Origin of the sequence: Kangiella sp. HZ709 (genome assembly GCF_009674675.1) — a bacterium.
GTDB lineage: Bacteria > Pseudomonadota > Gammaproteobacteria > Enterobacterales > Kangiellaceae > Kangiella.
The window spans coordinates 82,951-109,644 of record NZ_WKJC01000001.1; the positions used below are offsets into that span (position 1 = coordinate 82,951).

Consider the following 26,694-nt stretch of genomic DNA (forward strand, 5'->3'; position numbering starts at 1 on the left):
AAGTTAGTGAAAGCTAACAGCTTAAAGTGATATGGAAAATAATGGGATGGGTGGCAATATATGACAGAACGAGCAAACGAGGGGCATGCTGGTAAAGGAGCTAGTGACGAAGCAAATAAGCAAGCAGCGGAAGAATCTGCACAATCGGAAAATAAAGCAGAACAAAACGATTCACTTTTTTTCAAAATCATTTCATTCTTGTCTCTTACCGATTCTCAGGTATTAGCTGATTGTGGGAAATACGATCGTATGTTGGCGTATGCCATGGTGGGGCGCCAATTAGTAACTTTCGCTTTTACCTTTATGCTTTTTTCCTACGGTGTTTCTTTATTTTTAGGAACAACTGCCGCCATAGTTATAGGCTTTATTTTTGCGCTAACTTTATTTTTCCTTGACCAAGCTATTATTGGTTCTGATTGGGCTTTACGTAATCCTTTTAAAAATGGATTGCCAGTAAGAACTCTAGTGGGGCTAATTCCTAGAATTATTTATTCTTTAATTATTGCTATTGGATTGGCAACTTTAGCGGAAATCAGCCTGCAGTCGACCGCTATTGACGAGCAAATTCAAAAAGATTCTAATCAAAATAATCGAGAATATTTTTCCCGGCTTAATGACTATGAAAAAGAGCTCGATACTGCCATAGATGTGGATAAAAGAAGAATAGCTGACTTACAAATTCAGATTGAACAGTTACGTAATAATATTAATAATTATAAAGCTACTGAACAATCATCTGATCCTGATGTACTTAAGAACAACTTAAATGTAAAGCAGACCAATTTAAGCGAGCTACAGAAATCTCAACAAGTATTAATTTCAGAAATCGCAGCCCTTAACCAAAGGATTGCAGACTCGCGCAAAGAATATGATTATTGGTTTAATGAAGCTTTATTAGAAAGAACAGGAAAAGATGGCCGTGCACCTACAGAAGGCCCTAAGTATCAAAGAGCAGTTAAAACCTATACCGACCTAGAGCAGCAAATAGTTATTTTAGAAACACGTTTAACTGATTCAAAGTCAAGGTTGGATGCTTTATCTCCGCAGGTTGTTGCCGCCACAGATGGTGTTAATGAAGTTCAAAAAGAGTCTAACTTAGTCGCTCGGGGGGCTGTACTGTTTGAATCTAATAGCACTACATTAGCAAACCTTGAAACGAGTATATTAGAAGCCAAAACACAGTTGGACCAACAGATTGAGAAAAAACAGCAAAAATTAGAAGAGTATAGAGTTACGCTAGTTAATGATGGTTTATTCTATGAGGTGAAGACAGGCTTTCTTCGACGTTATTTAGGATTACAAAGTATTCACAATGATCCTGAGATTGGTCAAGCGGCTATCCTATTTAGCTGGTTACTCAAAATATTCTTTATTGCTATAGAGTTAATGCCTGTGATAATTAAGTTGTTTTTCAGTCCTTTTAGTTTTTATTCATTGAAGATGTATCGAAAAATGAACATTGCACTAATGGAAGAAAAAACCTTAATGGAAGTTGCAGAAGAAGAGCATCGTCAATCGCGAGAGGAGCGCTTATCCAAAGCTCGCGAGATGGAAACGGTATCATTCTAGTGAACTATAGTATTTAACAATTTGCTCCTGAATAGATGACAATGAATAGACGACAATTTACTAAATCAATTTCATTGCTAACCGCTGCCACTATGGCGCCGTTGGCTTTTTCTAACACAAAATCTAAGAAAGATTTAGCAGCAGGAGCGGTTCTTGGAAAAGGAAATATCTTAACTAATAAGATACCTTCTTCCGGTCAATCTATTCCGCTGATTGGTTTTGGTACCAGTCGTAATATCAGCCTGGATTTAACTCCAGAAAACATAACAAAGTGTACCGCCTTGATTGAAACCTTTTTTAAGCTTGGCGGAACTATGATTGATTCTTCCCCCATGTATGGAACCTCTGAGCAAATGATCGGACATTGCTTGAAGAATTTAGATTATCCTAAGGAACTCTTTTCAACCACTAAGGTTTGGACTCGTGGAAAGCAAGAAGGCATAGAGCAGATGCGCCAGTCCATGAAACTTTGGGGAATAAAAAAATTCGACTTAATGCAAATCCACAATCTTGTGGACTGGCAACTACATCTAGATACTTTAAGAAACTGGCAAGAAGAGGGCATTGTTAAACATATAGGTATTACTACTTCTCATGGCCGAAGTCATGCTGAACTGGAAAAGATACTAGCCACTGTCCCATTAGACTTTGTCCAATTAACTTATAATGTTAAAGACAGAGCTGTTGAGAATCGACTACTGCCATTAGCACTAGATAGAGGGATCGCAGTAATCGTAAACCGTCCTTTTAATGGCTTGTTTGGCTATAGTAAAAATCAAGAGTTGCCTGAGTACATGCAAGAATTAGGCTGTAAGTCATGGGCGCAGTTTTATCTAAAGTTCGTTATATCTCATCCAGCAGTCACTTGCGCTATTCCTGCTACCAGCAAAGCAAAGCACCTGAAAGATAATATGCTTGCTGGCTATGGTGAACTCCCAGATAAAAAAACACGCCAATTGATGGTAGAATCCTTTAAAAAATTAATATAATTTTCTTTTATGGATTCGGGACATCGTGTTCGCGTTTTTTCAAACGCAGATACGCAAGCTAAACCTGCTCAAAACCCATCGGCACTGCTCGAAGGAACTTGTGCGGATGTCTATGTCTTATCAAAGCCTTTAGATGATAGGCAAATGCAATGTGTAGCAGCTGAAAGCTCTGCCAATGCGACGGTTTTCCACCTTATCAATAACATCAGTACAGATAAAACCTGTAATACAAGGATATTTAACCAGACTCATGAAATCCAAGTTTGTGGTCATGGATTATTAGCTCTGCTGAATATTTTAAAAATAAAGCGGTTGTTAACGATAGGATATCACCTGGAACTACCATCAATGCAGGTTGATTTTAATATTTCTGAACAAATCTGGTTAGGGTTTGCTCCTGTGCCTATTTCAAATGGTGTTGATAATAGAGTAGAGCTAGATTGCAAATACCCTTGGTTGAAAAATGCCTTTAGCGAAATTCCAAATAAAGTCACAGTAGTGGGAGATAGTAATGGCTATTTAATAGCGGAGTGGCCAGTGGCTAAAGATTTGAAAGGGCTTGAAGTTAATTTAGAGCGATTACAAAAAAATACTTCTCGAGCTTTAATTGCTACTCAAGGAGCTAATGCCCACAGTGATTTTAATTTACGTTATTTCGCCCCACAGCACGGTGTAGATGAAGATCCTGCAACAGGCTCTGCGGTTCGTGTTTTAACTAGCTATTGGCATCCTAAACTTAAAAAATCAAGTTATAAGGCCTTGCAGTTATCAAATCAAGGTGGACTTATTTATTCAAAAGCTGCCGAGAATAAAATTTGGATAAGTGGTAACCTTGAAATAATGTCTGAATTAGGAGTTTTGTTTGAGTTCTGAAGTACGTTTTAGTCTTGCTAATAAGCAGCAGTTAATCGCGCAATTTTTAAAAGTAAGGCAGCATAGTGAAATTTATTGTCAGCCCCTAGAAATAGAAGACTATGGTCTGCAAGCTATCGCAGATACTAGTCCTGTAAAGTGGCATTTAGCCCATACCAGTTGGTTTTTTGAAACCTTTATTTTAAAAACCACTGAAATAAATTTTATACCTTTTAATAAGCACTATGAGTATTTATTTAACTCTTATTACAACGGTGTTGGTGAGCAATTTTTAAGAGCTAAGCGCTCTTTACTATCTCGCCCTACGGTTAAAGAGGTGTATGAATATCGAGCAAATATCAATACTCGTATCGTGAAGTTGATCGAGTCTTTTGATCAAGTGCCTGATGAAGTAGCATCTTTGCTGATTTTAGGCATTAACCATGAGCAGCAGCACCAAGAGCTATTTTTTACAGATCTTTTATACAATTGGTATCAAAACCCTTTGTTACCGTCATACCAAGCTCAGACTGCCGATAAAATTAACCAAGGAAGAAGCCCACAAATTGCTCCTATAAAGTGGATTGCGTATCCGGAACAAATGACCACTCTTGGGGTAAATAATACAGACAAATTTTTTGTTTTTGATAATGAAACCCCGCAGCACAAGGTCTATCTACAAGCATTCGAAATTGCTGATCGACTGGTAACTAATGCAGACTTTTTACAGTTTATTGAAGCTAATGGCTATGTCTCGTCCGACTATTGGTTAAGTGATGGCTGGACTACAGTAAAATCTAATGGCTGGAAATGTCCTTTGTATTGGTTTAAGCGTGATGGTGATTGGTATCAATACGGACTCAATGGTGTGCAGCCATTAAATTTGGGTGCTCCAGTATCACATGTTAGTGCTTACGAAGCTGACGCTTTTGCAAGGTGGAGTAACGCTCGTTTGCCCACTGAAGCGGAGTGGGAGCATGTCGCGAGTAAATTTGAGATTAAAGGTAACTTTGTTGAGTCTGGACGTTTGCAGACTGAGAAGAATGAACAGCCTTTGGAAGTAAAACAGTTGTATGGTGATGTCTGGGAGTGGACTTCTACAGCATACGGCCCTCATCCAGGTTTTAATCCTGCAAAAGGTGCAGTCGGAGAATATAACGGTAAATTTATGTGTAATCAGCAGGTATTAAAAGGAGGTTCTTGTGTAACATCTAGCGAGCATATTCGTTCTAGTTACAGAAACTTTTTTTATCCGGACGCTAGATGGCAATTCTCCGGGATACGATTAGCAAGAGATTTATAAAATACAATGAAAACAACTGAACTAGAATTAAACCTTGAAGAGCTAGAGCTCTTGAATGGGTTAACCAAAAAGCAAAAAAGTCTTAACCCAAAGTATTTCTATGACAAGAAAGGTTCTCAGCTTTTTGAAAAAATCACTGCTGTAGAAGAGTATTATCCGACTCGTACTGAAATAGAAATTTTAAAAAACAACACCGCTGAAATTGCTTCTTATTTAGGGCAAGGTATTGTTTTAATTGAGCCAGGGGCGGGCAATTGCTCAAAAGTACGCTTAATATTGGATGAGTTAAAACCTAAGGCTTTTTTCCCTCAAGATGTATCTAGGCGTTTTTTGAATCAAGCAGCAGATGAACTAAAGCAAGATTTTCCATGGCTCAATGTCCAGCCTATCGTTAGCGACTTCTCAAAACCGATAGTGTTACCGGAAAACATGGCTAATGAACCTAAGTTTGTTTTTTATCCAGGTTCTACCATTGGGAATTTTGAACCAGAAAACGCCATTAAATTTTTAAAAAATATGCGTAAGTTAGTTGGCGATGATGGAGGTATCTTAATTGGTATGGATTTACATAAAGCTAAGTCAATTTTAGAGCCTGCCTATAATGATTCTAGGCAAATCACCGCCGCATTTAACTTGAATATGTTATTTAATTTAAATGAAAAGTTTAATGCTGACTTTGATATAAGTGAATTTTCACATAGAGCATTTTATAATGATTCGCTAAGGCGGATTGAAATGCATTTAATCAGTAACAGCCCGCAAACTGTGAGGTTATTGGGGCAAACCATTAGATTCGAGCAAAGTGAAACGATTCATACCGAGAACTCTTATAAATTTACTGAAGAAGATATTATCAATATGGCTAACAAATCTGGTTTTAAATTGATAAAATCTTGGTTCGATAAAGATCGACTTTTTAGCGTAAATTATTTTAAATCGATAAACGACTAGTCAACGCAATAAAACTTATCTAAAAAAACAGGGAGCTTATGGGGCCAAAAAAAGCCAGATTAGTGCTTGCCAGTGTGATGGTCATATCCTTACTGGGCACTGCAGGTATTGCTATGCCATACCCTGTGTTGGCACCATACTTCCTAGATCAAATTCCAAATGATCTTACTAACTTTCTAGGGATCCACCCCAAGGTATTACTTGGTTTTTCATTAGCGATTTACCCACTAGGTTTACTTATAGGAAGTATTTTTGTTGGAGCCTTGTCAGATCATTATGGCCGTCGCAAAGTTTTATTACTTACTTTATTTGGTAGTTTTATTGGCTATTTACTAACAGCCCTAGCGGTCATTTATGAGTCCTTTATAGCCTTTACCTTAGCAAGGTTAGTCACGGGCATTTGCGAGGGTAATATTTCTATCGCTCGAGCTATTGGTGCCGAATTGCACCCTCATATAGAACGTACTAAAGCAATATCGCTTGTTTATGCATCGACCTATGCAGGTTGGTTGATTGGACCACTCATCGGTGGTTTCTTAATGATTTATGGGGTTGCCAATGTATTTAATATTGCTGCCGTGGGTATTGGCATTGCTTTTGTTATGGTCTACTTCACCATTGAAGCTCGCCAGAAAAGTACTAAAAAACCAGCTAGTCAAGACAAGCTTGAGTTTTGGCAGCTGATCCGAAAAAACAATTCGTTAACAGTATTAAAGCATAAAGAAGTATTGCCAATATTCTGGTTTTATTTTTTGTATTCGATGGGCCTAAATGCTTTTTATGATTTTTATCCCGTTTGGTTTGTCGATAACTTGCAGTTTGATAGTCGGGGTATTGCTTGGGCAACCGTCGCTTTGACTGCCTGCATGATTCTTGTCAGTAGTTTTGTAGTTGATAAAGTCAATTTCAAATATGGCGAAATCAAGTCAATGATTATAGGTGGTGCCGCTTTGGTTATCCTGTTTGCTATTCAGCCATTTTCTAATGAAGTGTATATCTATCCAATTTTCTTCTTAATCGGAGGTTGGATTGCTATTGCTAACGGTATGGTGCCAACTTACTTGTCAAAGTACTTTGGTCATTTAGGCCAGGGAAAGGTTATGGGTTTGCAAACTTCAGTTTTTTGCATCACCAACGTCATTATATCAATTGTCGGCGGTCCTCTGAGCGTAATCAGTGCTACTCTAGTTATTCTAATCGGAGCAGTTTTAGTTATGGCCTCGGTTATCTTGATGCTAGCTACTAGAAAGCAACAAGCCTTAATGATCAAACAGTCCCAAGACAACGAACAAAAGTTAGAACAGCCAGCAATGTGATTTCAATTTCATAAATTGTTACATAAAGTTGGTCTGATAAGACCAGTAAAATTCAATAACTTAAATAAATATAGACAGAAATGACTGTTTTTTTCAGTTATTTATGTTATTAAATGCACTACTAAAATTAATATAAACCACGAGTATTTAGCAAATGAATAAACTAGCTATTAGCTTTGCTGTTTCTGCGGTGTTTTTAACTGCATGCGACAAAGGCGGCGAATCAGTAAAAAAGGAAGAAGCCAAAACGGCTAAAGTTGAACAAACTACGGTTAAAGTGCAAGACGACATGAAGAAAACGCCAGTGAAGCCAGACAGAATAGAAGGTGGAAATCCATTCTTTATGGTTTGGGAAACCCCTTTTGGTATTCCTCCATTCGATAAAATTGAAAATAAACATTATAAAGAAGCATTTGACGTTGCTATCAAAAAAGCCAAAGAAGAAATTGAAATGGCTGCTAATAGTACTAGCGAAGCTACCTTTGCTAATACCATTGAGGCATTAGAATATGGTGGTAAAGATTTAACACGAGTAGCCAATGTATTCTTTAACTTGACTTCAGCTCACACTAATTCTGAGCTGCAAGGTATCTCTAGAAAGGTAGGTCCATTATTGTCATCATTAAATGACGATATTAATTTAAATCCGAAACTGTTTGCTCGGGTGAAAGCTGTTTATGATAAACGCAACGAACTAGGTTTGCGTGCAGATCAAATGAAGCTTTTGGAAGATCGATATAAGGGTTTTGTTCGTGGTGGTGCAGAGTTATCTGAAGAGCAAAAAGGCAAGCTGCGAGAACTGAATCAGAAACTTTCAGAGTTAACTATCCAGTTTGGCGAGAATGTACTTGCTGAAAATAATAACTGGGAGATGGTTCTTGAAAACAAAAAAGACTTAGTTGGCCTACCACAGAATGTTATTGATGCTGCTGCAGAAACGGCTAAAAAACGTGGGCATGAAGGTAAATGGGTTTTTACAACGCATAGACCGTCTAAAAACCCTTTCTTGATTTACTCTACTAATCGCGACTTAAGAGAAAGAATTTATCAGGGTTATATTAATCGTGGTGATAATGATAATGCCAACGATAATAAAGAAGTAGCAGCTAAGATTGCAGCTCTGCGTTCGCAAAAAGCCACTTTGATGGGTTATAAAAATCACGCTGATTTTATTCTTGAATCACGAGTTGCTAAGAACGCCGATAATGTTTACAAATTATTGGATCAAATTTGGCCAGCTGCTATTAAGCAAGCTCAAAATGAAGTGGCCTTAATGCAAAAAATGATTGATGAAGAGGGAGGCGACTTTAAATTTAGAGCTTCTGATTGGCGTCATTACTCAGAAAAAATCCTAAAAGCAGATTATCAAATCGATCAAGAAATCGTGAAACCTTATTTCTCCTTAGAAAACTCACTACAAGGTGTTTTCTATATTGCGAACAAGCTTTATGGTATGAACTTTAAGGAACGTTTCGATCTTCCGACTTACCATGAAGATGTTCGCACATTTGAAGTACGAGACCCTCAAGGTGAATTAATCGGTATCTATTTAACTGATTTCTATGTTCGTGAGAGTAAACGAGGTGGCGCATGGATGAACTCTTATCGTAAGCAATACGTTGATCAAAATGGTAAATTCCATAAGCCAATTATTGTGAACGTTTTAAATTATCCGCGTCCAGTGGGTGATGAACCTACCTTGTTAACTTTTGATCAAGCTAGTACTTTGTTCCACGAGTTTGGTCATGCTGCGCACGGTTTTTTGTCTAATGGTGTTTATCCATCACAAACCGGCACTTCTGTCCCGCGTGACTTTGTAGAGTTTCCATCACAAGTTCACGAGAACTGGATGACTGAACCTGAAGTATTGGCGCAATTTGCTAAACACTACAAAACAGGCGAAGTGATCCCGCAAGAGTTAGTAGAAAAGATTCAAGCCGCAAGCAAGTTTAATCAAGGCTTTGCCACTACAGAATATATGGCAGCTACTCTATTAGATTTAGCATGGCATACTATCGATGATGGTGAAATCCGTGATGCTGATGCTTTTGAAAACAAAGTACTAGAAAAGTACGGTCTTATTAGTGAAATTGCTCCTCGATATCGTACGACTTATTTCTCGCATATTTTCTCTGGGGGTTACTCTGCCGGATATTACAGTTATATTTGGTCTGATATTTTTGGTGCAGATGCTTATCAAGCCTTCCGTGAGAATGGTATTTTTGATGAAAAAACAGCAAAAGCTTTTGTCGATAATGTTTTATCAAAAGGCGGCACTGAAGATCCCTTAACTTTATATAAAAAGTTCAGAGGTAAAGAAGCCGATCCTAAATACCTACTTAAAAGTCGTGGTCTAATTGACTAGCGCATTAATTAGTGATGGTGTTATTTTATAAAAAGCCGCTGAATGCGGCTTTTTTATTGTCCTTATCAAATGAATTGGGTATAACAATAAAAAAGGAGAATATATGTCCATTAGTAACGAATTACTTGAAGAAATACGCTTGCTTGCAATGTTTAATCTAGATACCACTCAACAAGGTATAAAAATTCATTCAAATGCATCTCAAGAAAGTATCCAAGCTGCGCAGAGCTTATTCGACAAAGGCATCACAAGCTTACCAGATGGCGGCTATTTAACGGATATGGGGCATGAGGCAGCAGAGCATGCTCAAATGCTATTGTCATTATTAAAACAATAATTCTTCTCATTAATCAGCTTATCAACTAAATTGCTCATTTCTTTTTGACTATAGATTCACATGGGTTTTGCTAACTTAACTCAAAACCTGTGGAATTTTGTGGTCAATGTTTAAAAACATCAGTTTGAAAAAAGTGCGTGCTGTTGGCATTGCTTCTTTGGGAGCAATGATTCTATCCTCTTGCAGCAGTTTACCGCCGATCCGCACTGAAGCTAAAGTGGATCTAGAACGCTTTATGGGTGATTGGTACGTTATCGCCAATATACCAACTTATATCGAAAAAGGCGCTCACAATGCCGTCGAATCCTATAAGTTAGATGAAGATGGCGACATTCTCACTCAATTTCGTTTCAATCAAGGCTCTTTTGATGGGGAGTATAAAGTCTATAACCCCAAAGGTTTTATATGGGACCATGAGAGTAATGCCGTATGGGGAATGCAGTTTATTTGGCCTATAGAAATGGAATACCGCATTGTTTACTTGGATACCGACTACAGTGAAACAATTATAGGACGTAGTGATAGAGATTATGTTTGGATCATGGCAAGAACGCCTATAATCACAAACGCCCGATACCAAAAATTGGTCAATATCATCCAGCAAGAAGGTTATGATATCACCGAGCTGCAGAAAGTACCGCAACAGCCTTTAGGCATTAGAAAATCTAATTAATGGTATTAGAATTCATCTTGTGAATTTGTCTTAATATTGTCATAAAACAGGCGTAAAATTCGTTGCGTGTTATGGCAATGGCTGTTGAGCCGAAGGAGACTGTAATGAGCGAGTATCTAGAAAATGCTTTAGAGGTGATTGTTATCTCAGTAGTATTCGCAACTGTAGCTTTTACCCTTATATAATTGTTTTTGTTAGTCTTATCATACCCCAAAAATTACTCCTAAGTAATTTTTTAGCCAAGCTTCGTGCTTGGCTTTTTTTTTGAAAATTGATTTGTAGTTTTATCAAGCGAGCTTTAAGCTAATACTATAGACTTTGTTGTAGTATATCTTCGTATGATATTTATCCCACAGACAAGCATTAGTAATATTGGTTGTGAAAACTGGCCTGATACTACCAATCCTTTAGTCAGCTATGAGTTTTTGAAGCTATTTGAAACTTCTGGTGTCGTTACGCCGGATAATGGTTGGCAAGCCTTGCATCTTTGTTTATATGAGGAAAAGAATGCAACCAACCCGACTTTAAAAGCGGTTATTCCAAGCTATATCAAAAGCCATTCATATGGCGAATATGTATTTGATTGGGCATGGGCTGATTTTTATCACAGGAGAGGCTTGGACTACTATCCAAAGCTCTTAAGCGCGACTCCCGTAACGCCATGTTTGGCTCCTAAAATTATTGGTGCATTATCTTTTGAAGAACAGCAAAGCTGGTTTGAAACTATTTGTGACTGGTGTGAGCAGAGTCAATTGAGTGGTTGGCATATTAATTTTGATGATCAAATGTCAGACTCTTTAAAGCAGCTAACCTTAATTAAGGACGCAGCATTATTTGAACGAACGGATCTACAATTTCATTGGCATAATCAAGGTTTTCAAGATTTTGAAGAATTCCTGATGTGCCTTAAACCTAAAAAACGTAAAAACATTCGTCAAGAAAGAGCTAAAGTACAGCAAGCTGGTTGGAGCTTTGAGCGCGTCAAAGCAAAAGATGCGACTAAAGAGCAATGGCTGCTGTTTTATCAGCTATATAGCCATACTTTTGCTAAAAAGTCAGGCTGGGCTCAATTAAATAAAGAGTTCTTTCTTGGGTTGTCGAAAGCTTTGCCTGATAACTGTTTGCTATTGTTTGCTCGAAAAGGCGACACCGTTTTAGCCGGGGCATTATTTTTTTACTCGAATTCTCATTTATACGGTCGTTATTGGGGGGCTTTTGAAGACTCGTCAGGGTTACACTTTGAAACTTGCTACTATCAAGGTATCGAGTTTGCCATTGAAAATAAATTACGCGTGTTTGAACCTGGTGCGCAAGGTGAACATAAGCTCGCGCGCGGATTTGAACCAATCCTTACCAAATCTTATCATCACATTTCGGATCAGGAATCGAGAGTCGCAATAGAGCAATCCGTTATTTCTGAAAAGCAGCTTATCCTTCAAAGAAGGCAATATTATATTAAGCATAGTGCTTATAAGAAGCAGTTATAAGTTGTACTTATTAAGGCAGCTTAACAGCTATCTCGCATTTTTGGCTTGAGTGCTAAATGCCCAAACCCACTAGTTAAGCAATAAAAATTCTTGGTTTCCCTAGTTTATACGTCATTAAGTGCGTAAAATGCGCGCCATCTTTGCCTTTGGCATTATATTGAGAGTTTCATGATTGATTTAATACGAAATACCACCGCTAGTGCGAAAAATGATGTTTTGTCTGGTTTAACCGTGGCATTAGCTTTAGTCCCTGAAGCGGTAGCATTTGCCTTCGTAGCAGGTGTTGAACCACTGGTTGGTTTATATGCGGCATTTATGGTGGGTCTGATTACTTCTATCTTTGGCGGTCGCCCAGGTATGATCTCCGGTGCGACGGGTGCAATGGCCGTCGTGATGGTGGCTTTAGTTGCAGAGCATGATGTACAGTATTTATTTGCAGCAGTGGTGCTAACAGGGGTTATTCAAATGCTTGCTGGTTGGCTAAAACTTGGTAAATTTATTCGTATGGTGCCACACCCCGTAATGCTGGGTTTTGTCAATGGCTTAGCGATAGTAATTCTATTAGCGCAAATTCCTAGCTTGCAGTCCTTTACCCCAGAAGGAAAGTGGGGCTGGCTAGACGGAACTTGGTTACAAGGTGAATCTTTGTGGCTAATGATTGGTTTGATTATTGCTACTATGGTGATAATTCAATTTTTGCCAAAATTAACTAAAGCTATTCCTTCATCGTTAGCGGCAATTTTAATTGTTTCACTTGTCGCTATTGGGTTTAGCTTACCGAGTAAAACTGTGGGTGATGTAGCTTCAATTGCCGGCGGTTTCCCTGAATTTAGCATTCCAAGTGTTCCATTTAATATGGAAACCTTAAAGATTATTTTCCCATACTCCATTATTTTAGCGGCAATTGGCTTAATTGAATCATTACTAACTTTACGATTGATTGATGAAATTACTGAAACACGTGGTCAAGGTAATCGCGAATGTTTTGCTCAAGGAATGGCTAATACTGCTACAGGTTTCTTTGGTGGTATGGGCGGTTGTGCCATGATTGGTCAATCCATGATTAACGTTAATTCTGGTGGTCGTGGCCGTTTGTCAGGTATTACTGCAGCAATTGCTTTATTAATTTTTATTTTATTTGCTTCTCCATTAATTGAGATGATTCCTGTTGCCGCCTTAGTGGGTGTCATGTTTATTGTTGTTATCGGAACCTTTGAGTGGTCTAGCTTTAGAATTATGCGCAAAATTCCATTAACAGATGCACTTGTTTTGGTCACCGTGTCAGTGGTTACTGTGTTGACGGATTTAGCAGTAGCGGTTTTTGTAGGTGTTATCTTGTCAGCACTAGTGTTTGCATGGCAAAGCGCCAAACGAGTTCGTGTTCGTCGCCAAGAAAAAAATGGAAAAGCTTACTACACGGTTCGTGGTCCCTTATTCTTTGGCTCAACTACTCATTTCTCAGAACAATTTTCCGCAAGAACTGATTTAGATGAAGTGTATGTAGATTTTGCGGACTCAAGAGTTTGGGACCATTCCGGTCTTGAAGTTATTGATGCATTAGCTGTTCGTTATCAGAGTGCCGGCAAAAAAATTCATCTATTACATTTAAGTCCTGATTGTCAGAAATTATTAACCAAAGCTGGCGCTGCCGTAGAAGTTGATACTAAGCGCGATCCAAAATACTTTGTAGCCGATGACGAACTCGGGTAACCGTTACTATCCAAGCGATGAGCTTTTATCAAATGATGACAGCTCATCTCATCCTTTTGAACAGCTCACTCCTGACTTTATCCTCGACAGTATTGATGCTCTGGGGTATATGACCGATGGCAGGATTTTAACCCTTAATAGCTATGAAAATAGGGTCTACCAGATAGGTCTTGAAGACCGACAGCCTATTATCGCCAAATTTTATCGTCCCGAGCGTTGGTCTCCTGAGCAAATAACTGAAGAGCATAGTTTTTGCTTTGAGTTGGCTGAGGCAGAGTTACCTGTAGTTCCACCAATAGCAATCGACGGACAATCACTTTTTAAAGCTGGCGATTTTAGTTTGTCAGTGTTTGAACGAAAGGGTGGTCATGCCCCAGAGTTAGACAACCTTGATAATTTATTTACTCTTGGTAGGTTTCTAGGAAGAATTCATGCCGTTGGTAAAGCTAAGCCTTTTGTTTATAGACCACAACTGAATACTCAAACTTTTGGTTTTGAGAAGGCTCAGTTTGTAAGTGAAAAAGCGATTCCTTTCGAATTGAAAACCGCTTATTCAAGTTTAGTTAATGATGTTTTAAAAGTCGTAGATCGCCAGTGGGAAAGTCTGGATAAAATTGAATTTATAAGGACTCAAGGTGACTGTCACCCGGGTAATATTTTGTGGCGAGATGATAATCCGCATTTTATTGATTTTGATGATGCGAGGATGGCGCCAGCAATTCAAGATCTTTGGATGCTGTTATCCGGTGATAGAACTAATCGGATCAAGCTGCTTTCAGAAGTCGTCGAAGGCTATCAGGAATTTTGTGATTTCGATTATTCGCAAATAGCTTTGATTGAACCATTAAGGGCTTTACGCATGATTCAACATACTGCATGGATCGCTGAGCGTTGGTCAGATCCAGCTTTCCCTCAAGCGTTCCCTCAGTTTGCTTCTGTAAATTATTGGGAGCAGCATGTCTTAGATCTAAGAGCGCAATTTTCTGAGTTACAAGAGATAGCAGAGAATCCTTTAAAATTATTTTAACGGTTTGGTATTATAGGTTTCTGTTTAGTGTAAATTCAGTTTTCTCGTGTTAGTCTCTAGCTATGCACAAACTTAGTTATAAAACTATAATTCTATCCAGCGCCGCTTTGTTGCTTTCGGCCTGTGGTTCCGACTCAAGGCAAGCTAGTTCACAGAGCTCTCAACATCCTGTGTCCTCCCGCTATATTAAATACGATGCTAAAAAAGCCAACGCTATTGTCTCAATGGCGAAAAGGATGCTTGGTCAGCCTTATCGCTACGGAGGCTCTAATCCGTTAGAGGGATTTGACTGCAGCGGTTTAGTTTTGTTTACTCATAGCCAAGTATCAAAGGGAATGCCAAGAGTGTCTAAAGCCCAGTATGCGCAGTCTAAAACCGTGAGTTTAAAAGATTTACGTCCAGGAGATTTATTGTTTTACAAAACCAGCTCAACTCCAACCCATGTGACGATTTATATTGGCGATAGGAAATTTATTCACGCGCCTTCTAGCGGTAAAGAAGTTAAAGTAGCTTCTATGGATAACCCTTATTTTAAGCCACGCTTAGTAAAAGCAGGGCGGCTGTACCGATGACTGATGACAAAGGCTGGCATCTCTACATTTTACGTTGTCGTGAAGGGCAGCTTTATACGGGCATCACTTTGGATTTAGAAAGGCGTTTTGAAGAGCATCAATCTAATGGGCCAAAATGCGCTAAGTATCTTAGGGGGAAACAGCCTTTAACTATGATTTATCACCATGCCTTTGCCGATAAATCTTTGGCCTTAAAAGCAGAGATGAAAGTCAAAAAGTTAACCGCCGAGCAAAAAAAATTATTGGCTTGTGGTCATTTAGTTATTAACGAAATCACTTGATTTATATTTCATGATTAAAGCACCGTTTTCTGAATCGTCAGATATCAACTTTTTTATTACTCGATCTAAACGTAAAACGGTCGCGATCCATATTGATAATAACTCGGTAGAAATACGAGCACCACACAGAACTCCAATGGCTTTTATTAATGATTTTGTAGCAGAAAAACGCCAATGGATATTGAATAAACTGGTTGAGCAAGAAGAGAAGCAGGCTGAGGTAATAAAGATTCAAGATGGAGCAATAATTCCTTTTATGGGTTATGAAATAACTCTGGAATTGCAAAGTGCTAAGCGTAATGGCTCTAAGTTGACTGGTTCTAATCTATTGTTAAAACTGTCCGAACAAAGCCAAGAAAATACCCTTAAAGTTATGGACCGGTGGCTTATTAAACAAGCCAATGTAGAAATACCTGAATTAGTTGAGCTATTTGCTAAAGAGATGCAACTTTGGGATAAGGTCTCAGCGATTAAGTTTCGTAAAACTAAGACTAAGTGGGGACACTGTACTGCGACAGGTGTTTTACAGTTTAATCCACTAATTTTATTGGCACCGGAATTTGTTATGAACTATCTGATAGTGCATGAACTGTGTCATCTAGTGCATCAAAATCACTCAAGTTCCTTCTGGCATCTAGTGTTGCATTACGATAAGCATTATCAAGAAGCTGAGAAATGGCTTAAACACAATGGCCATAAACTTTGGTATTACTAAGTTTGTCTATGCTTATTATTGATCCTGCCAAAACCTATTCCGAACCTTGTAACAAACAGCTTAGTTAAGAGACTAAATGACATATTCATTTAAACTGATATGTCCAATAACTATGAAATATTTACTCGCTCTGATCCTATTGATTTTCACTGCAACTGCTAGCGCTAAAGAGGCTGCTAAAAAAGCAGTGGAAGCTGAGGATAAATATCCTGGAATTGAATGGACTCTAAAAAACTTCAAAGGGCAAAATATTTCGATTAAAGACTATAAGGGAAAGCCGGTATTGCTGGTCTTTTGGGCCACCTGGTGTCCTTATTGCAAAAAGTTATTTCCAGGCGTTAATAGAGTGTATGAAAAATATAAAGACCAAGGCTTTACTGTTATAGCAATGAATGTCCGCGAAGACGGGGACCCTGCGGCCTATATGAAAGAAAGAGGCTATCAATTTGAGGTAGCGCTTGATGCAGATGAGATCGGGCAAGAATATGGCATTCGCGGAACTCCCACCTTAGCTTTTATTAGCACAGAGGGTGAGGTTTTAGGCCTTGGTAACTTCTCTAACCCAGATCATCCGGCATTAGAATATTTCGCTAAGGAACAACTGGGTTTATTAGACGACTCTGCTGAGTAAAACTTAGCTTTAGCTTTAAACCGATGATGAGTCATCTTGAGTGTTTAAATAATGGTGCTCAAGATTGACTCCTAATAGTTAATTTCCTACAATTCGCTCGAATTTTAATCGAATAAGCACTGGTTTTACGTTCCAGTAGGCGAGGAAGTTAATGACTATTTCTAAATCTGTTGCCGCAGATGACTCTGTTGTACCTAATCAAAAATCCAATAATACCCAATCAAATCAAGTGGTTGTCTCTGCTTTATATAAATTTGTTACCCTAGAGAATTTTGAAGCTATCCGCCAGCCGTTACTGGATGTCATGCTTGCGAATGAGGTTAAAGGTACTCTATTGCTCGCGCAAGAAGGCATTAATGGTACAGTAGCCGGTAGTCGCAAAGCTATCAATACGATTTTAAATTGGCTAAAGCAAGATGAGCGCTTAGCCGATCTAGTGCATAAAGAATCTTATGATGAAACTATGCCGTTTTACCGCACTAAGGTAAAACTCAAAAAAGAAATCGTTACTATGGGAGTTGAAGGAATCGATCCTAAAGAAGTGGTTGGCACCTACGTTAAACCCAAAGAGTGGAATGCTTTAATATCCGATCCAGATGTGGTTCTGGTTGATACTCGTAACGACTATGAAGTAGCGATTGGAACCTTTAAGAATGCGCTCGATCCTGAAACTGAAACCTTTCGTGAATTTCCAGAGTATGTAGAAAAGAATTTAGACAAAGCTCAACATAAAAAAGTCGCTATGTTTTGTACTGGCGGTATTCGTTGTGAAAAATCTACCGCTTACCTAAAAGAGCAGGGCTTTGAAGAAGTTTATCATCTAGAAGGCGGAATCTTAAAATATTTAGAGGAAGTACCAAAAGAAGAATCCTTGTGGGAAGGTGAGTGCTTTGTTTTTGATAACCGAGTTGCGGTTAATCATGATTTAGAAAAAGGCCAATATGATCAGTGCCATGCTTGCCGAATGCCAATTCTCGAAGAAGACAAACAACACGAGAAATACGCCAAAGGGGTGAGTTGTCATCATTGCTACGACAAACAAACCCCAGAGCAGCGTCAACGTTATTCTGAGCGCGAACGCCAAATGCAACTGGCAAAGCAGCGTGGCGAAGAGCACCTAGGCTCAGAGGTTAAAACGGCGATAGCCTCGAGAAAGCAAAAGAAGCAAGAAACTAAAGAGCAACAGCGTGGTGGAAAGTAACTTTGATCAATTTAACTACAAAATACCACTATTATTAAATAATGTATAAGTAATGACTAGATATAAAAGTTTGCTTTTCACGCATTCAATTTATATTGCAGCAATAATCAGTTTTGCTGTTATAAATTTAATAGGTGAAGATCATTTATGGAAAGCTATTATTATTATTGGGATATACAACTTTATCCTTTCTATAATGTTAGTTTTGTATACTAAAGAGTTAGTTTTTTTTAGAGTAAACGTAGCCACCGTTACTATTTTTTTAGTATGGCTTTCTTTTTATTGGGCTCAAAATGACGGGTTTAGTAATTTTGGTTTAGGTCTTATGCTTTTAGCTATTGGTTTTTCTTTATTATATCTTGTATGGGGAACATTTGACTTTGATGTACTCCTGGATAGGTTTTCACTGTCAACAGGCTACGAGTTTATGCTTTCAATTATTTGTAGAGTCACACTCTTATTTGGCTCCATTTTAACGGGTTATGAATTAATTAAATCCATGTTTAATGGATTCGATGTCCTATCATTTTGATTTTAAAAAATGCAAGCGTAATAAATAAGTGAGTCAGAGTTACTTCCCTAATAATTTACAAAAAAGCCTGCAATTGCAGGCTTTTTTATGTTTACTTTTTAGCTTTACGCTTATGAGCGTTTGAACGTTTCCCTTTATGCCTGTTGGGCTTTCCTGCTGAAGCTTTAGATTCTGTATCCATATCGCCAATTCTCGACATACTCATAGCTCTGCCAGCAACACGAGCGCTTTTAAGGATGTTTAAAATCTCGTCCGGCATGTCGGCTGGTAAGTCAACGGTTGAGAACTCTTCGTATAATTCGATCTGGCCAATATATTGGCTTTCGATATCGGCTTCATTCGCAATGGCGCCAACAATATTACCGACTTTAACATTGTGCTTGTGACCAGCGTCAAGGCGATAACGTTCCATCTTAATATCAGGATGTTCTTTAAGTGGCTGAGCTTTTGGTGAAAAGACTTTGTCTTTAGCTTTGCGACGAGGTCTATCGTCTAGGTCTTTATCCCACTCTTTGCTTTTAGTTTTCTTTTTAAGGTTTTCTTTTAATAAAAGCTCTTCTTCGCCCTGAACCATTTTTGCTAATGCCGCCGCTAATAGTTGTGGGTCATGTTCGTTTTGTTCTTGGAAACTCTTGATTAATTGTAGGTAAAACTCTAAGTCGCCATTGGCAATCGTATCACTGATTTGATTTTTAAAGCGATTAACACGTTGCTCGTTAATATAGTTGATGGTTGGCATTTCCATCTTTTCAATCGGCTGCTTTGTAGCTCTTTCGATCGCTTGCAGCATACGACGTTCGCGATGGGCTACGAATAAAATCGCATTACCCGTACGACCAGCACGACCGGTTCTGCCGATACGGTGAACATAGGATTCAGTATCGTAAGGAATATCGTAATTAATCACGTGACTAATTCGCTCTACGTCTAATCCACGAGCGGCGACGTCAGTAGCTAAAAGAATATCGATTTTACCGCTTTTTAATTTACCAACGATACGCTCACGGGCTGATTGTTGAATATCGCCATTAAGTGCTTCTGCGTTAAAGCCACGAGCATTTAGCTTGTCAGCAATTTCAATGGTTGCCATTTTGGTTCTAACGAAAATAATGACACCATCATAGGTTTCGCTTTCTAAAATTCGCGTTAATGCATCCAGTTTATGCAGACCACTGACAGGCCAATAACGCTGGTGAATTGTAGTAGCGGTGGATGTCTTAGACTGAATTTTAATGTGTTCAGGATTATCTAAATGCTTTTCTGCTACCTTCTTGATTTCTTTTGGCATAGTCGCAGAGAAGAGGGCGATCTGACGGTCTTGTGGGGTATGTTCTAATACCCACTCAACGTCATCAATAAAGCCCATGCGAAGCATTTCATCGGCTTCATCTAAAACTAAAGTCGTCAGGTTATCTAACTTTAACGTTTTACGACGGATATGATCCATAACGCGACCAGGGGTACCGACGACCACTTGCGCACCGCGTTTTAGTTGACGCAACTGGATGTCATAACTTTGACCGCCATAAATGGGCAATACATTAAAACCTGGTAAATGTTTAGCATAACTTTGACAAGCTTCGGCTACTTGAATCGCTAGCTCACGAGTAGGTGCTAATACCAATATTTGGGTGTGCTTTGATTTAACATCAACTTTAGATAACAGTGGCAGGGCAAATGCTGCGGTTTTACCAGTACCAGTTTGGGCTTGGCCAATAATGTCTTTGCCTGTTAGTAGGACAGGAATACTGGCTTGTTGAATTGGCGAGGCCAGCTCGTAGCCAACGTCTTTTACGGCTTTTAGAATAGGCGCAGAAAGGCCTAAGTCATCAAACGATGCTTGTTCAGAAGTAGTCATATTGTAGTTCACCTGTGGAGATCACTCTTTTCGAGTATCTCTATAAATTAAGCACTGGGTCACTAACACTTCTCACGACTATCTTGGACCTGATGCTATCGAGCGGCGATTATACACGTCATTTCTGCATAAACCTATGCGATAAATGCCTTTAAAAGCAAAAAGACGACTAAAAGCCGCCTTTTTACAACATTTATATAAATATTACTCTTTACCGATGAACTTATATATAAATGCACCAATTGCAGCACCTACGATTGGAGCTAACCAGAATAGCCATAATTGACTGATAGCCCAGTCACCAACATACAGCGCCACTCCTGTACTGCGAGCAGGGTTTACCGATGTGTTTGTGACTGGAATACTGATTAAATGAATCAGTGTTAAGCATAAACCAATAGCAATCGGTGCGAAGCCTGCAGGTGCACGTTTATCAGTGGCACCTAAGATAACAATCAAGAAAAAGGCTGTCATGACAACTTCGCAGATTAAAGCTGCCGTCATGCTATAACCACCAGGTGAGTGTTCGCCATAGCCATTCGAAGCAAATCCGGCTGCAGTACTAAAGCCATCCTGGCCTGAAGCGATCAGGTATAAGATTCCTCCAGCTGCAATGCCACCTAAAACTTGCACTACAATATAAGGCAATAATTCTTTAGTTTCGAAACGCCCACCTAGCCACAAGCCTACAGAGACAGCAGGGTTTAAGTGACAACCAGAAATGTGGCCAATGGCATAGGCCATAGTTAAAACGGTTAAACCAAAGGCTAACGAAACGCCCAATAGACCAATACCAACGTCTGGAAATCCTGCCGCTAATACAGCACTACCACAGCCGCCTAAAACCAACCAAAATGTGCCAATAAATTCGGCAATTAATTTCTTTTGCATATGTTTCCCCCATACTTTTTTTGATAAGGTTACAGTAAATCTAATCTAACTTAGCAGTTTTCGTGCTAAGCAAATGTAAAACATTGTAGGTAATTGGAATGTCAGGATTAAAGCGTTCAAAAGCAAATAAAATGATTGGTGGCGTATGCGGTGGCTTGGCAAAGCGCTTTGACATTGATCCAACCATGATGAGGATTATTTATGTTATTGCATCCTTGTTAACAGCTACTGTAGGAGCTTTTTTGTATATTATTTTATGGTTAGTCATTCCTGAGGAGTGATAATAATTGATGATTGCTAATACTCCCAAACCTCCATACTACTGTGTGGTTTTCACTTCTTTAGTTTCCAATAATATCAGTGGCTATGGTGAGATGGCGCAGCAAATGCTTGAGTTGGCAGCGATACAACCGGGTTACTTAGGAATTGAGTCCGCAAGAGAAAAAGTAGGGATTACTGTTTCCTATTGGAAAGACCTTGAGTCCATTAAAAACTGGAAAGCCAATTCAAAGCATTTAGTGGCGCAAAAGTACGGTAAAGAAAAATGGTATTCAGACTTTTCAGTTCGGATTGCTAAAGTTGAGCATGATTATTCAAAAAATAACTAATTAGCCTTCAGAGCTAAAATCACAATATCTTCACTGAAGCTTAGCTATAACCTTCGAATAAATAGTTAGCAAAAGGTTATATCCATGAAGAAACTTCTTTTTATTCCACTGGTGCTTTCGCTTGTTTCATGTAGTGTAGCTCCGACAGATTTACCTGTGGTACAAAACTTTCAATTGAATAAGTACTTAGGCACCTGGTACGAAATTGCGAGATTACCTAATCGCTTTGAAAAGGATTTACATAAGGTTACAGCAAATTATTCTCTAAAATCTGATGGTGGTGTGAAAGTCCTTAACAAAGGATTTAATATTTCATCGAAAGAGTGGGAAGAGGCTGAAGGTAAAGCCTATTTCACAAGCAATGAAAATGTGGCCGCGTTAAAAGTAAGCTTTTTTGGTCCTTTTTATGGTGGTTATAATGTTATTGAATTAGATGCAGATAATTATCAGTATGCTTTGGTTGCAGGTCCTAAAAGAGAATACTTATGGATTTTAGCGCGTGATCCCAATATTGATAAATCAATAGTTAATGATTTAGTAAGCAAAGCTCAATCAAAAGGCTTTCCAACCAACAAGTTAGAGTTTATTAACCATAATTAATAAAGGCGCTTAAAAGCGCCTTTTATAAATGATCATTAAAATTTGTGTCTGGTTTATGATTTTCCAGGTCTATTCAAGTAGGCAAGAACAGCGCTAGATACCCAAGCAATACAAGCCATAATAAATAAAACACCGCCATCAGTATTGCCAGCATCATCGATTGTCCGAACCACGCCTAGTGGTGTAAATAAGTGGAAAAATATTGCGCCACTCATAAGGCCTAGTCCTAATAAAGCACCATAAAAACGCGTTTTAGGAAGTAACAATAAAATTACTGCAACCAATTCTAAAGAACCAATGAGATAGCCGCCGTATTGGCCAAATAGTTCACCTATGCTTGATAGCCCTAGACCATTCATCCACTCACCAATGGTCATAAATATAATTTTAGTTTCTGCGTGACCAGAAAACTTATATGGCAAAGATTGCAAAAAAATAAAAGCAACGATAGCAATTAAAACCCATGGTAAAAAGCGTGATACTTTAGAATCTGACATTGTATGAACCCCTTCAAATTAATAACAAAGCTTGCTTAAAAGATAGTATTAATGGATTAATGTTACAGCAAACATTATCATTTATCTTAGAATATATTTTGGAGATTTAAAAATGATTAATATCAATGAGCAAATTCCTAACGTAACACTTAAAGTCATGGGGCAAGATGGGCCGTTAGATATCGATACACGAGATTTATTTAATAATAAAAAAGTAATCTTGTTTTCGGTGCCTGGTGCTTTTACACCAACCTGTTCGGCTGCTCACTTACCAGGCTTTGTAGTGAATGCAGATAAGTTTAAATCGAAGGGTATTGATGAAATAGTTTGTATGTCAGTCAATGATGTTTTTGTTATGGATGCCTGGGGTAAGTCTTCTAATGCTGAAGAAATCACCATGTTAGCGGATGGCAATGGCGAATTTGCTAAAGCTCTAGGTTTAGAAGTTGATGGTACAGCTTGGGGAATGGGTTTGCGCTCTAAACGTTTTGCCATGATTGTTGATGATGGCGAAGTAAAACAGATAGCTGTTGATGACAAAGGTTTAGAAAAAAGCTCCGCAGAAGCCGTTTTAGCAATGCTATAAGTGAGCTAGATGTAAAAAAGCCAGCATATGCTGGCTTTTATTTACTGAAATTTTAAACGTTTAGGTTTCATCAGTAATTTTGGTTGCTTCTGCAGCTCTAGCGTTTTCTTCTGCTAATTTCTGCAAAGTTGCCTCTATACCAATGGCTTTGATTTGATCGCGGTATTGGCTAGCATAGCTTTTTGCCATACTAACGCCTTCAATAATCACATCGGTAATTAACCATGAATCATCAGCTTGCACTTTCAATCGGTAATCGATCAAAATAGGTGAGTCATCAGTTTCAATGCTAGAGCGCACATTAGCAGTTTTACCAGATTTAGAATAAGCAGTGTCAGAATAACTTATTTTTTGGCCACTATAGCTAGCTAATCCTTTGGCATAGCTGTTAAGCAATAATCCAATAAATTCATTGGTAAAAGTCTTGCGTTGCACTTCAGTTGCTTCAGTCCAGTAGGTCTTACCTAAGATACGTTTTGTCATATACTCAGTATCAACTTCTGGAAGTAGGTGATCTTGAATAAGAGATTTGGCGTAGTCTGAATCAGCTTTAATTCGATCTTTATTGGCTAAAATCTCGCTAGACATTTTAGCGGTTACTTGCTCCATACGAACTTTTGGATCTGCGGCAGTGGCAGAATAAGTAAATAGCACTGCTATTGCTACAGCAAGAAGTTGGATACTTAATTTTTTCATTGTTTGTCCCACATGACATTATTAATTAAGGTGATTTTACCTTTGACGCTATTGTCTAACAACTAAACTTAACGGAAACTTAACAGCTATTACAAGTCAAATATGCATTTAATTTATGAATGCAATAGTATCAGTTATATGATTAAATAATTTTGAATATATTACACTTTATTGTTAGATGATACGGATATTTCTTTTTATACTATTGTGCCTTGTTCACTTTTCAGTAAGTGCCGTCACTATAACTCAAACCTATACCAACAATACCAACGCTGATGTTGACCCCAATAGTACCAGTCCTGTTTTTAGAGATATCGTAATTCCAGCTGCAGATTTCCCAACGGGGACAGCTATAACCGATGTTAATGTACAGATACGATTTGATAAAAGAGATGAGGGTGCTGCCAATGATGGAGTTTGCCGAAATCATCAGGGTGGAGGTGTCTTTAACAATGAAATTGGGTTTGTAGTAACAGCGCCAGATGGAACTTCGGTGAATATTGTAACCGCAAATTCTGGGTATTATTCCGGGGCGACGCGCCCAGGTGTAATAGTTGTTAATTATGATGATGAAGGCGCTGTATTTACAGGAACCACACCGACGGCGGGCACTTTTCAGCCTGAGGGGAATTTATCAGACTTTGATCAATCTACCAATATTGGTGGAACATGGCGTTTAACTATGAGTGATAGTGCGGGGCAAGATCCGCTTTGCTTTAGAAGGTTTAGGCTGACCGTTGAAGCCAGTAATGAAGCTGATATTTCTGTAACGAAAAATGATAGCACAACAATTTATACTCCAGGCGGGACTAGTAGCTATACTATTGTAGTTAGTAATGGTGGCCCGATCGATGTGACGGGTTTACAAGTTTCTGACCCGATACCTACAGGAGTTTCATTAATGTCTTGGAGTTGTACTCCATCGGCCGGAGCAAGTTGTACCGCTGCTGGAACTGGTGCTATTAATCAACTAGTTGATATTCCGGACGGTGGTACTGTTACTTACACTGTCAATGTAACTTATTCAACTACACCATGAGGCCTTAGATTAATAATTAAATACATCTCGCAGGTTTTGGTAAACCTGCAATTTTAGTGGCTTGTTTTGCTGGTCCTTCAGGAAATAATAAAGCAAGATAAATACTATTACCTTTTTCTTTTGACCACTCTTGTTGAAGGTATTTAACTAATGGCCTGATAGAGGGGCTGGTATTAAATTCTTCGTAGAAATTTCTAACATAATGAATAACTTGCCAATGGTCCTCGTTTAAATCGAGATCTTCATCATCTGCTATTGCTCGCGCGACTTGCTCACTCCACTGTTCAGAGTTTAGAAGGTAGCCTTCTTTGTCTCTTTTAAGATCTTCTAGTTTAGTCATCAGAGCCAAGTAACACTTTTATCGAAAGTTAAAGTTAGCTCAACAAATTTGGCATAATTAATAAGCTGCCAACTAGGGTCTGTGTGATTAACGCCTCTAGCGGTTACATCTTCGTTGAGTGCCTGTAAACTGATCTCTTTTCGCTCTATATTTTTACGCGTTAGAATAACGGCATCTTCAATTAATAATAATCCATCATCCTTAGCCATAGCTTCAAGACAGGTAGTTAGTTTTGAGGGATTATTGAGTATAAATAAAGTTTTCATAAGCTATAGCATGATACTGAAATCAGTATTTTGAATGACATTTTGAATAATTTTGCTGTTGGCTATTTCTCCAATATTCAAAATATTCTCAGTTACCAGTTGGTGCTTTTCTAAGCCCGCAGCATCAATTAAAACCGTTTCCACACCATAAAGTTTCAACGCTTTAAAAGTTTTACTGTAGTTTTTTATATTGAGTATATCTGGCTGCTGATTTTCTATTAGTTGTAATACGCCATCGCCTTGAAAGATTACAGTGATTGGCATTTCAAAAGCGCTGCACATTAAACAAATATCAAGGAGTTCCTTACCGGATTCTTGGCCGTAAGGAGGTTTATTAAAGATAAAGCAAACAGATTTCATCAGCTTTATCCAAAAGTAACCAAGCGATCGGATGCAAGCATGGCTTCAGTGAGTTGCCCTAAGCCTGATAACTCAAAAGCGGGGTCAATACTCTCACTCGTTAAAGCGTTTCTTTCAGCTTCAGCCTGATTGACTATGCCACGTTTTAAAGCAGCAGTTACGCAAACGGTTAGTTCAATATCTTTTTCAATAGCCAGTTTTGCCCAAGATTTTGTTAAGTTCAGTTCGTCAGCGGGCGGACAGTTTAATCTATTGGCCACTAATACACCGTCTGCATAAAAAAATATACGCTTAATAATATGCCCAGCCTCTAGAACTGCTTTGGTAAATTTCAAAGCAGAGTATTGTCCTTGATTTGAATAAGGATTGGCTGTTATTAATAATGAAAAAGTGGCCATTAAATTTTACAAAAATATACAAATTACAATTAGTTATGTGTTAT

31 protein-coding genes are annotated in these 26,694 nt (G+C 38.5%); 23 read left to right on the top strand and 8 right to left on the bottom strand.

The genetic code is table 11. The features are described from left to right. Positions 1 to 60 precede the first annotated feature (60 nt). The 18 genes from GJS41_RS00430 (at position 61) to GJS41_RS00515 (ending at position 18,511) form a co-directional block, all read left to right on the top strand. A complete protein-coding gene (locus tag GJS41_RS00430; protein WP_154245378.1) occupies positions 61 to 1,569 on the top strand; it encodes a DUF4407 domain-containing protein in 1,509 nt (502 codons plus the stop codon). 41 nt (positions 1,570 to 1,610) lie between these two features. Then, positions 1,611 to 2,558: an aldo/keto reductase gene (locus tag GJS41_RS00435; protein ID WP_227551216.1), complete on the top strand. Its 948-nt coding sequence runs from the start codon at positions 1,611 to 1,613 to the stop codon at positions 2,556 to 2,558. A gap of 9 nt (positions 2,559 to 2,567) precedes the next feature. Beyond that, positions 2,568 to 3,431 (top strand): PhzF family phenazine biosynthesis protein, encoded by an 864-nt coding sequence (locus GJS41_RS00440; protein WP_154245379.1) that lies wholly within the window; start codon positions 2,568 to 2,570, stop codon positions 3,429 to 3,431. After that, positions 3,421 to 4,713 carry an ergothioneine biosynthesis protein EgtB gene (egtB, locus tag GJS41_RS00445; RefSeq protein ID WP_154245380.1) on the top strand — a complete coding sequence of 431 codons (1,293 nt, stop codon included), beginning with the start codon at positions 3,421 to 3,423 and terminating at the stop codon, positions 4,711 to 4,713. Before GJS41_RS00440 ends, egtB begins: the two co-directional genes overlap by 11 nt. A gap of 6 nt (positions 4,714 to 4,719) precedes the next feature. Next, the gene (gene egtD, locus GJS41_RS00450) at positions 4,720 to 5,664 is read left to right on the top strand and encodes an L-histidine N(alpha)-methyltransferase (RefSeq protein ID WP_154245381.1); all 945 of its coding nucleotides are present in this window, start codon (positions 4,720 to 4,722) and stop codon (positions 5,662 to 5,664) included. Positions 5,665 to 5,702: 38 nt separating this feature from the next. Beyond that, positions 5,703 to 6,980, top strand: a complete 1,278-nt coding sequence (locus tag GJS41_RS00455; RefSeq protein ID WP_154245382.1) for an MFS transporter — start codon at positions 5,703 to 5,705, stop codon at positions 6,978 to 6,980. A 154-nt stretch (positions 6,981 to 7,134) separates the two neighbouring features. Beyond that, a complete protein-coding gene (locus tag GJS41_RS00460; protein ID WP_154245383.1) occupies positions 7,135 to 9,345 on the top strand; it encodes a M3 family metallopeptidase in 2,211 nt (736 codons plus the stop codon). A 103-nt stretch (positions 9,346 to 9,448) separates the two neighbouring features. Further along, positions 9,449 to 9,682, top strand: coding sequence for a TIGR02647 family protein (locus tag GJS41_RS00465; protein WP_154245384.1), 234 nt, complete (start codon positions 9,449 to 9,451; stop codon positions 9,680 to 9,682). A 106-nt stretch (positions 9,683 to 9,788) separates the two neighbouring features. Further along, the gene (locus tag GJS41_RS00470; RefSeq protein WP_154245385.1) at positions 9,789 to 10,355 is read left to right on the top strand and encodes a lipocalin family protein; all 567 of its coding nucleotides are present in this window, start codon (positions 9,789 to 9,791) and stop codon (positions 10,353 to 10,355) included. Positions 10,356 to 10,693: 338 nt separating this feature from the next. Further along, positions 10,694 to 11,842 (top strand): GNAT family N-acetyltransferase, encoded by a 1,149-nt coding sequence (locus GJS41_RS00475; protein WP_154245386.1) that lies wholly within the window; start codon positions 10,694 to 10,696, stop codon positions 11,840 to 11,842. Between the two features lie 168 nt (positions 11,843 to 12,010). Next, the gene (locus GJS41_RS00480; RefSeq protein WP_154245387.1) at positions 12,011 to 13,552 is read left to right on the top strand and encodes a SulP family inorganic anion transporter; all 1,542 of its coding nucleotides are present in this window, start codon (positions 12,011 to 12,013) and stop codon (positions 13,550 to 13,552) included. Further along, positions 13,536 to 14,579, top strand: coding sequence for a serine/threonine protein kinase (locus GJS41_RS00485; protein ID WP_154245388.1), 1,044 nt, complete (start codon positions 13,536 to 13,538; stop codon positions 14,577 to 14,579). The genes GJS41_RS00480 and GJS41_RS00485 overlap by 17 nt, the downstream gene beginning before the upstream one ends. A gap of 62 nt (positions 14,580 to 14,641) precedes the next feature. Further along, positions 14,642 to 15,151, top strand: a complete 510-nt coding sequence (locus GJS41_RS00490) for a C40 family peptidase (RefSeq protein WP_154245389.1) — start codon at positions 14,642 to 14,644, stop codon at positions 15,149 to 15,151. Next, positions 15,148 to 15,432 (top strand): GIY-YIG nuclease family protein, encoded by a 285-nt coding sequence (locus tag GJS41_RS00495; RefSeq protein ID WP_154245390.1) that lies wholly within the window; start codon positions 15,148 to 15,150, stop codon positions 15,430 to 15,432. Before GJS41_RS00490 ends, GJS41_RS00495 begins: the two co-directional genes overlap by 4 nt. Positions 15,433 to 15,442: 10 nt before the next feature. Next, complete coding sequence (locus GJS41_RS00500) at positions 15,443 to 16,147, top strand: M48 family metallopeptidase (RefSeq protein WP_154245391.1); 705 nt, start codon at positions 15,443 to 15,445, stop codon at positions 16,145 to 16,147. Positions 16,148 to 16,223: 76 nt separating this feature from the next. Further along, complete coding sequence (locus tag GJS41_RS00505; RefSeq protein ID WP_154245392.1) at positions 16,224 to 16,778, top strand: TlpA disulfide reductase family protein; 555 nt, start codon at positions 16,224 to 16,226, stop codon at positions 16,776 to 16,778. Between the two features lie 151 nt (positions 16,779 to 16,929). Continuing rightward, positions 16,930 to 17,979, top strand: coding sequence for a rhodanese-related sulfurtransferase (locus GJS41_RS00510; protein ID WP_154245393.1), 1,050 nt, complete (start codon positions 16,930 to 16,932; stop codon positions 17,977 to 17,979). Positions 17,980 to 18,031: 52 nt separating this feature from the next. After that, positions 18,032 to 18,511, top strand: a complete 480-nt coding sequence (locus GJS41_RS00515) for a hypothetical protein (RefSeq protein ID WP_154245394.1) — start codon at positions 18,032 to 18,034, stop codon at positions 18,509 to 18,511. A gap of 91 nt (positions 18,512 to 18,602) precedes the next feature. On the opposite strand, the gene GJS41_RS00520 is transcribed toward GJS41_RS00515, so the two are convergent. Further along, positions 18,603 to 20,369, bottom strand: coding sequence for a DEAD/DEAH box helicase (locus GJS41_RS00520; RefSeq protein WP_154245395.1), 1,767 nt, complete (start codon positions 20,367 to 20,369; stop codon positions 18,603 to 18,605). Between the two features lie 204 nt (positions 20,370 to 20,573). Further along, complete coding sequence (gene aqpZ, locus GJS41_RS00525; protein ID WP_154245396.1) at positions 20,574 to 21,260, bottom strand: aquaporin Z; 687 nt, start codon at positions 21,258 to 21,260, stop codon at positions 20,574 to 20,576. A gap of 98 nt (positions 21,261 to 21,358) precedes the next feature. On the opposite strand from aqpZ, the gene GJS41_RS00530 reads away from it, so the two are divergent. The 3 genes from GJS41_RS00530 to GJS41_RS00540 all read left to right on the top strand — a co-directional run bounded on the left by GJS41_RS00530 (position 21,359) and on the right by GJS41_RS00540 (position 22,468). Continuing rightward, positions 21,359 to 21,541 (top strand): PspC domain-containing protein, encoded by a 183-nt coding sequence (locus GJS41_RS00530; protein WP_154245397.1) that lies wholly within the window; start codon positions 21,359 to 21,361, stop codon positions 21,539 to 21,541. Between the two features lie 9 nt (positions 21,542 to 21,550). Further along, positions 21,551 to 21,868, top strand: coding sequence for an antibiotic biosynthesis monooxygenase (locus GJS41_RS00535; RefSeq protein ID WP_154245398.1), 318 nt, complete (start codon positions 21,551 to 21,553; stop codon positions 21,866 to 21,868). A gap of 84 nt (positions 21,869 to 21,952) precedes the next feature. Then, positions 21,953 to 22,468, top strand: coding sequence for a lipocalin family protein (locus tag GJS41_RS00540; protein WP_154245399.1), 516 nt, complete (start codon positions 21,953 to 21,955; stop codon positions 22,466 to 22,468). 53 nt (positions 22,469 to 22,521) lie between these two features. Here the strand turns inward: GJS41_RS00540 and GJS41_RS00545 are convergent, their stop codons facing one another. Beyond that, positions 22,522 to 22,965: a hypothetical protein gene (locus GJS41_RS00545; RefSeq protein ID WP_154245400.1), complete on the bottom strand. Its 444-nt coding sequence runs from the start codon at positions 22,963 to 22,965 to the stop codon at positions 22,522 to 22,524. Positions 22,966 to 23,077: 112 nt separating this feature from the next. Between GJS41_RS00545 and GJS41_RS00550 the strand changes: the two genes are divergently transcribed. Then, positions 23,078 to 23,551, top strand: a complete 474-nt coding sequence (locus GJS41_RS00550; protein WP_154245401.1) for a peroxiredoxin — start codon at positions 23,078 to 23,080, stop codon at positions 23,549 to 23,551. Between the two features lie 60 nt (positions 23,552 to 23,611). Here the strand turns inward: GJS41_RS00550 and GJS41_RS00555 are convergent, their stop codons facing one another. Beyond that, positions 23,612 to 24,247, bottom strand: coding sequence for a phospholipid-binding protein MlaC (locus GJS41_RS00555; protein WP_154245402.1), 636 nt, complete (start codon positions 24,245 to 24,247; stop codon positions 23,612 to 23,614). Between the two features lie 178 nt (positions 24,248 to 24,425). Here GJS41_RS00555 and GJS41_RS00560 point away from each other — a divergent pair, with 178 nt between their 5' ends. Further along, entirely contained in the window at positions 24,426 to 25,286 is an 861-nt protein-coding gene (locus GJS41_RS00560) for a DUF11 domain-containing protein (RefSeq protein WP_154245403.1), read from the top strand. 16 nt (positions 25,287 to 25,302) lie between these two features. Here GJS41_RS00560 and GJS41_RS00565 read toward each other — a convergent pair whose 3' ends face one another. From GJS41_RS00565 to tusD, 4 genes are read right to left on the bottom strand one after another with little or no spacing between them, the layout of a single operon-like run. Beyond that, positions 25,303 to 25,626, bottom strand: coding sequence for a TusE/DsrC/DsvC family sulfur relay protein (locus tag GJS41_RS00565; protein WP_154245404.1), 324 nt, complete (start codon positions 25,624 to 25,626; stop codon positions 25,303 to 25,305). Beyond that, positions 25,626 to 25,892 (bottom strand): sulfurtransferase complex subunit TusB, encoded by a 267-nt coding sequence (tusB, locus tag GJS41_RS00570; protein WP_154245405.1) that lies wholly within the window; start codon positions 25,890 to 25,892, stop codon positions 25,626 to 25,628. The genes GJS41_RS00565 and tusB overlap by 1 nt, the downstream gene beginning before the upstream one ends. Before the next feature lie 3 nt (positions 25,893 to 25,895). After that, entirely contained in the window at positions 25,896 to 26,252 is a 357-nt protein-coding gene (tusC, locus tag GJS41_RS00575; protein WP_227551217.1) for a sulfurtransferase complex subunit TusC, read from the bottom strand. Positions 26,253 to 26,257: 5 nt separating this feature from the next. Then, positions 26,258 to 26,650: a sulfurtransferase complex subunit TusD gene (tusD, locus tag GJS41_RS00580; RefSeq protein WP_154245407.1), complete on the bottom strand. Its 393-nt coding sequence runs from the start codon at positions 26,648 to 26,650 to the stop codon at positions 26,258 to 26,260. Positions 26,651 to 26,694 lie beyond the last annotated feature (44 nt).

Excerpts from the sequence above, each read along its gene's own strand:
- GJS41_RS00430 (WP_154245378.1), top strand. The coding sequence starts at position 61 with ATGACAGAACGAGCAAACGAGGGGCATGCTGGTAAAGGAGCTAGTGAC.
- GJS41_RS00435 (WP_227551216.1), top strand. The coding sequence starts at position 1,611 with ATGAATAGACGACAATTTACTAAATCAATTTCATTGCTAACCGCTGCC.
- GJS41_RS00440 (WP_154245379.1), top strand. The coding sequence starts at position 2,568 with ATGGATTCGGGACATCGTGTTCGCGTTTTTTCAAACGCAGATACGCAA.
- egtD (WP_154245381.1), top strand. The coding sequence starts at position 4,720 with ATGAAAACAACTGAACTAGAATTAAACCTTGAAGAGCTAGAGCTCTTG.
- GJS41_RS00455 (WP_154245382.1), top strand. The coding sequence starts at position 5,703 with ATGGGGCCAAAAAAAGCCAGATTAGTGCTTGCCAGTGTGATGGTCATA.
- GJS41_RS00460 (WP_154245383.1), top strand. The coding sequence starts at position 7,135 with ATGAATAAACTAGCTATTAGCTTTGCTGTTTCTGCGGTGTTTTTAACT.
- GJS41_RS00465 (WP_154245384.1), top strand. The coding sequence starts at position 9,449 with ATGTCCATTAGTAACGAATTACTTGAAGAAATACGCTTGCTTGCAATG.
- GJS41_RS00470 (WP_154245385.1), top strand. The coding sequence starts at position 9,789 with ATGTTTAAAAACATCAGTTTGAAAAAAGTGCGTGCTGTTGGCATTGCT.
- GJS41_RS00475 (WP_154245386.1), top strand. The coding sequence starts at position 10,694 with ATGATATTTATCCCACAGACAAGCATTAGTAATATTGGTTGTGAAAAC.
- GJS41_RS00480 (WP_154245387.1), top strand. The coding sequence starts at position 12,011 with ATGATTGATTTAATACGAAATACCACCGCTAGTGCGAAAAATGATGTT.
- GJS41_RS00485 (WP_154245388.1), top strand. The coding sequence starts at position 13,536 with ATGACGAACTCGGGTAACCGTTACTATCCAAGCGATGAGCTTTTATCA.
- GJS41_RS00490 (WP_154245389.1), top strand. The coding sequence starts at position 14,642 with ATGCACAAACTTAGTTATAAAACTATAATTCTATCCAGCGCCGCTTTG.
- GJS41_RS00495 (WP_154245390.1), top strand. The coding sequence starts at position 15,148 with ATGACTGATGACAAAGGCTGGCATCTCTACATTTTACGTTGTCGTGAA.
- GJS41_RS00500 (WP_154245391.1), top strand. The coding sequence starts at position 15,443 with ATGATTAAAGCACCGTTTTCTGAATCGTCAGATATCAACTTTTTTATT.
- GJS41_RS00505 (WP_154245392.1), top strand. The coding sequence starts at position 16,224 with ATGACATATTCATTTAAACTGATATGTCCAATAACTATGAAATATTTA.
- GJS41_RS00510 (WP_154245393.1), top strand. The coding sequence starts at position 16,930 with ATGACTATTTCTAAATCTGTTGCCGCAGATGACTCTGTTGTACCTAAT.
- GJS41_RS00515 (WP_154245394.1), top strand. The coding sequence starts at position 18,032 with ATGACTAGATATAAAAGTTTGCTTTTCACGCATTCAATTTATATTGCA.
- GJS41_RS00520 (WP_154245395.1), bottom strand. The coding sequence starts at position 20,369 with ATGACTACTTCTGAACAAGCATCGTTTGATGACTTAGGCCTTTCTGCG.
- aqpZ (WP_154245396.1), bottom strand. The coding sequence starts at position 21,260 with ATGCAAAAGAAATTAATTGCCGAATTTATTGGCACATTTTGGTTGGTT.
- GJS41_RS00530 (WP_154245397.1), top strand. The coding sequence starts at position 21,359 with ATGTCAGGATTAAAGCGTTCAAAAGCAAATAAAATGATTGGTGGCGTA.
- GJS41_RS00535 (WP_154245398.1), top strand. The coding sequence starts at position 21,551 with ATGATTGCTAATACTCCCAAACCTCCATACTACTGTGTGGTTTTCACT.
- GJS41_RS00540 (WP_154245399.1), top strand. The coding sequence starts at position 21,953 with ATGAAGAAACTTCTTTTTATTCCACTGGTGCTTTCGCTTGTTTCATGT.
- GJS41_RS00545 (WP_154245400.1), bottom strand. The coding sequence starts at position 22,965 with ATGTCAGATTCTAAAGTATCACGCTTTTTACCATGGGTTTTAATTGCT.
- GJS41_RS00550 (WP_154245401.1), top strand. The coding sequence starts at position 23,078 with ATGATTAATATCAATGAGCAAATTCCTAACGTAACACTTAAAGTCATG.
- GJS41_RS00555 (WP_154245402.1), bottom strand. The coding sequence starts at position 24,247 with ATGAAAAAATTAAGTATCCAACTTCTTGCTGTAGCAATAGCAGTGCTA.
- GJS41_RS00560 (WP_154245403.1), top strand. The coding sequence starts at position 24,426 with ATGATACGGATATTTCTTTTTATACTATTGTGCCTTGTTCACTTTTCA.
- GJS41_RS00565 (WP_154245404.1), bottom strand. The coding sequence starts at position 25,626 with ATGACTAAACTAGAAGATCTTAAAAGAGACAAAGAAGGCTACCTTCTA.
- tusB (WP_154245405.1), bottom strand. The coding sequence starts at position 25,892 with ATGAAAACTTTATTTATACTCAATAATCCCTCAAAACTAACTACCTGT.
- tusC (WP_227551217.1), bottom strand. The coding sequence starts at position 26,252 with ATGAAATCTGTTTGCTTTATCTTTAATAAACCTCCTTACGGCCAAGAA.
- tusD (WP_154245407.1), bottom strand. The coding sequence starts at position 26,650 with ATGGCCACTTTTTCATTATTAATAACAGCCAATCCTTATTCAAATCAA.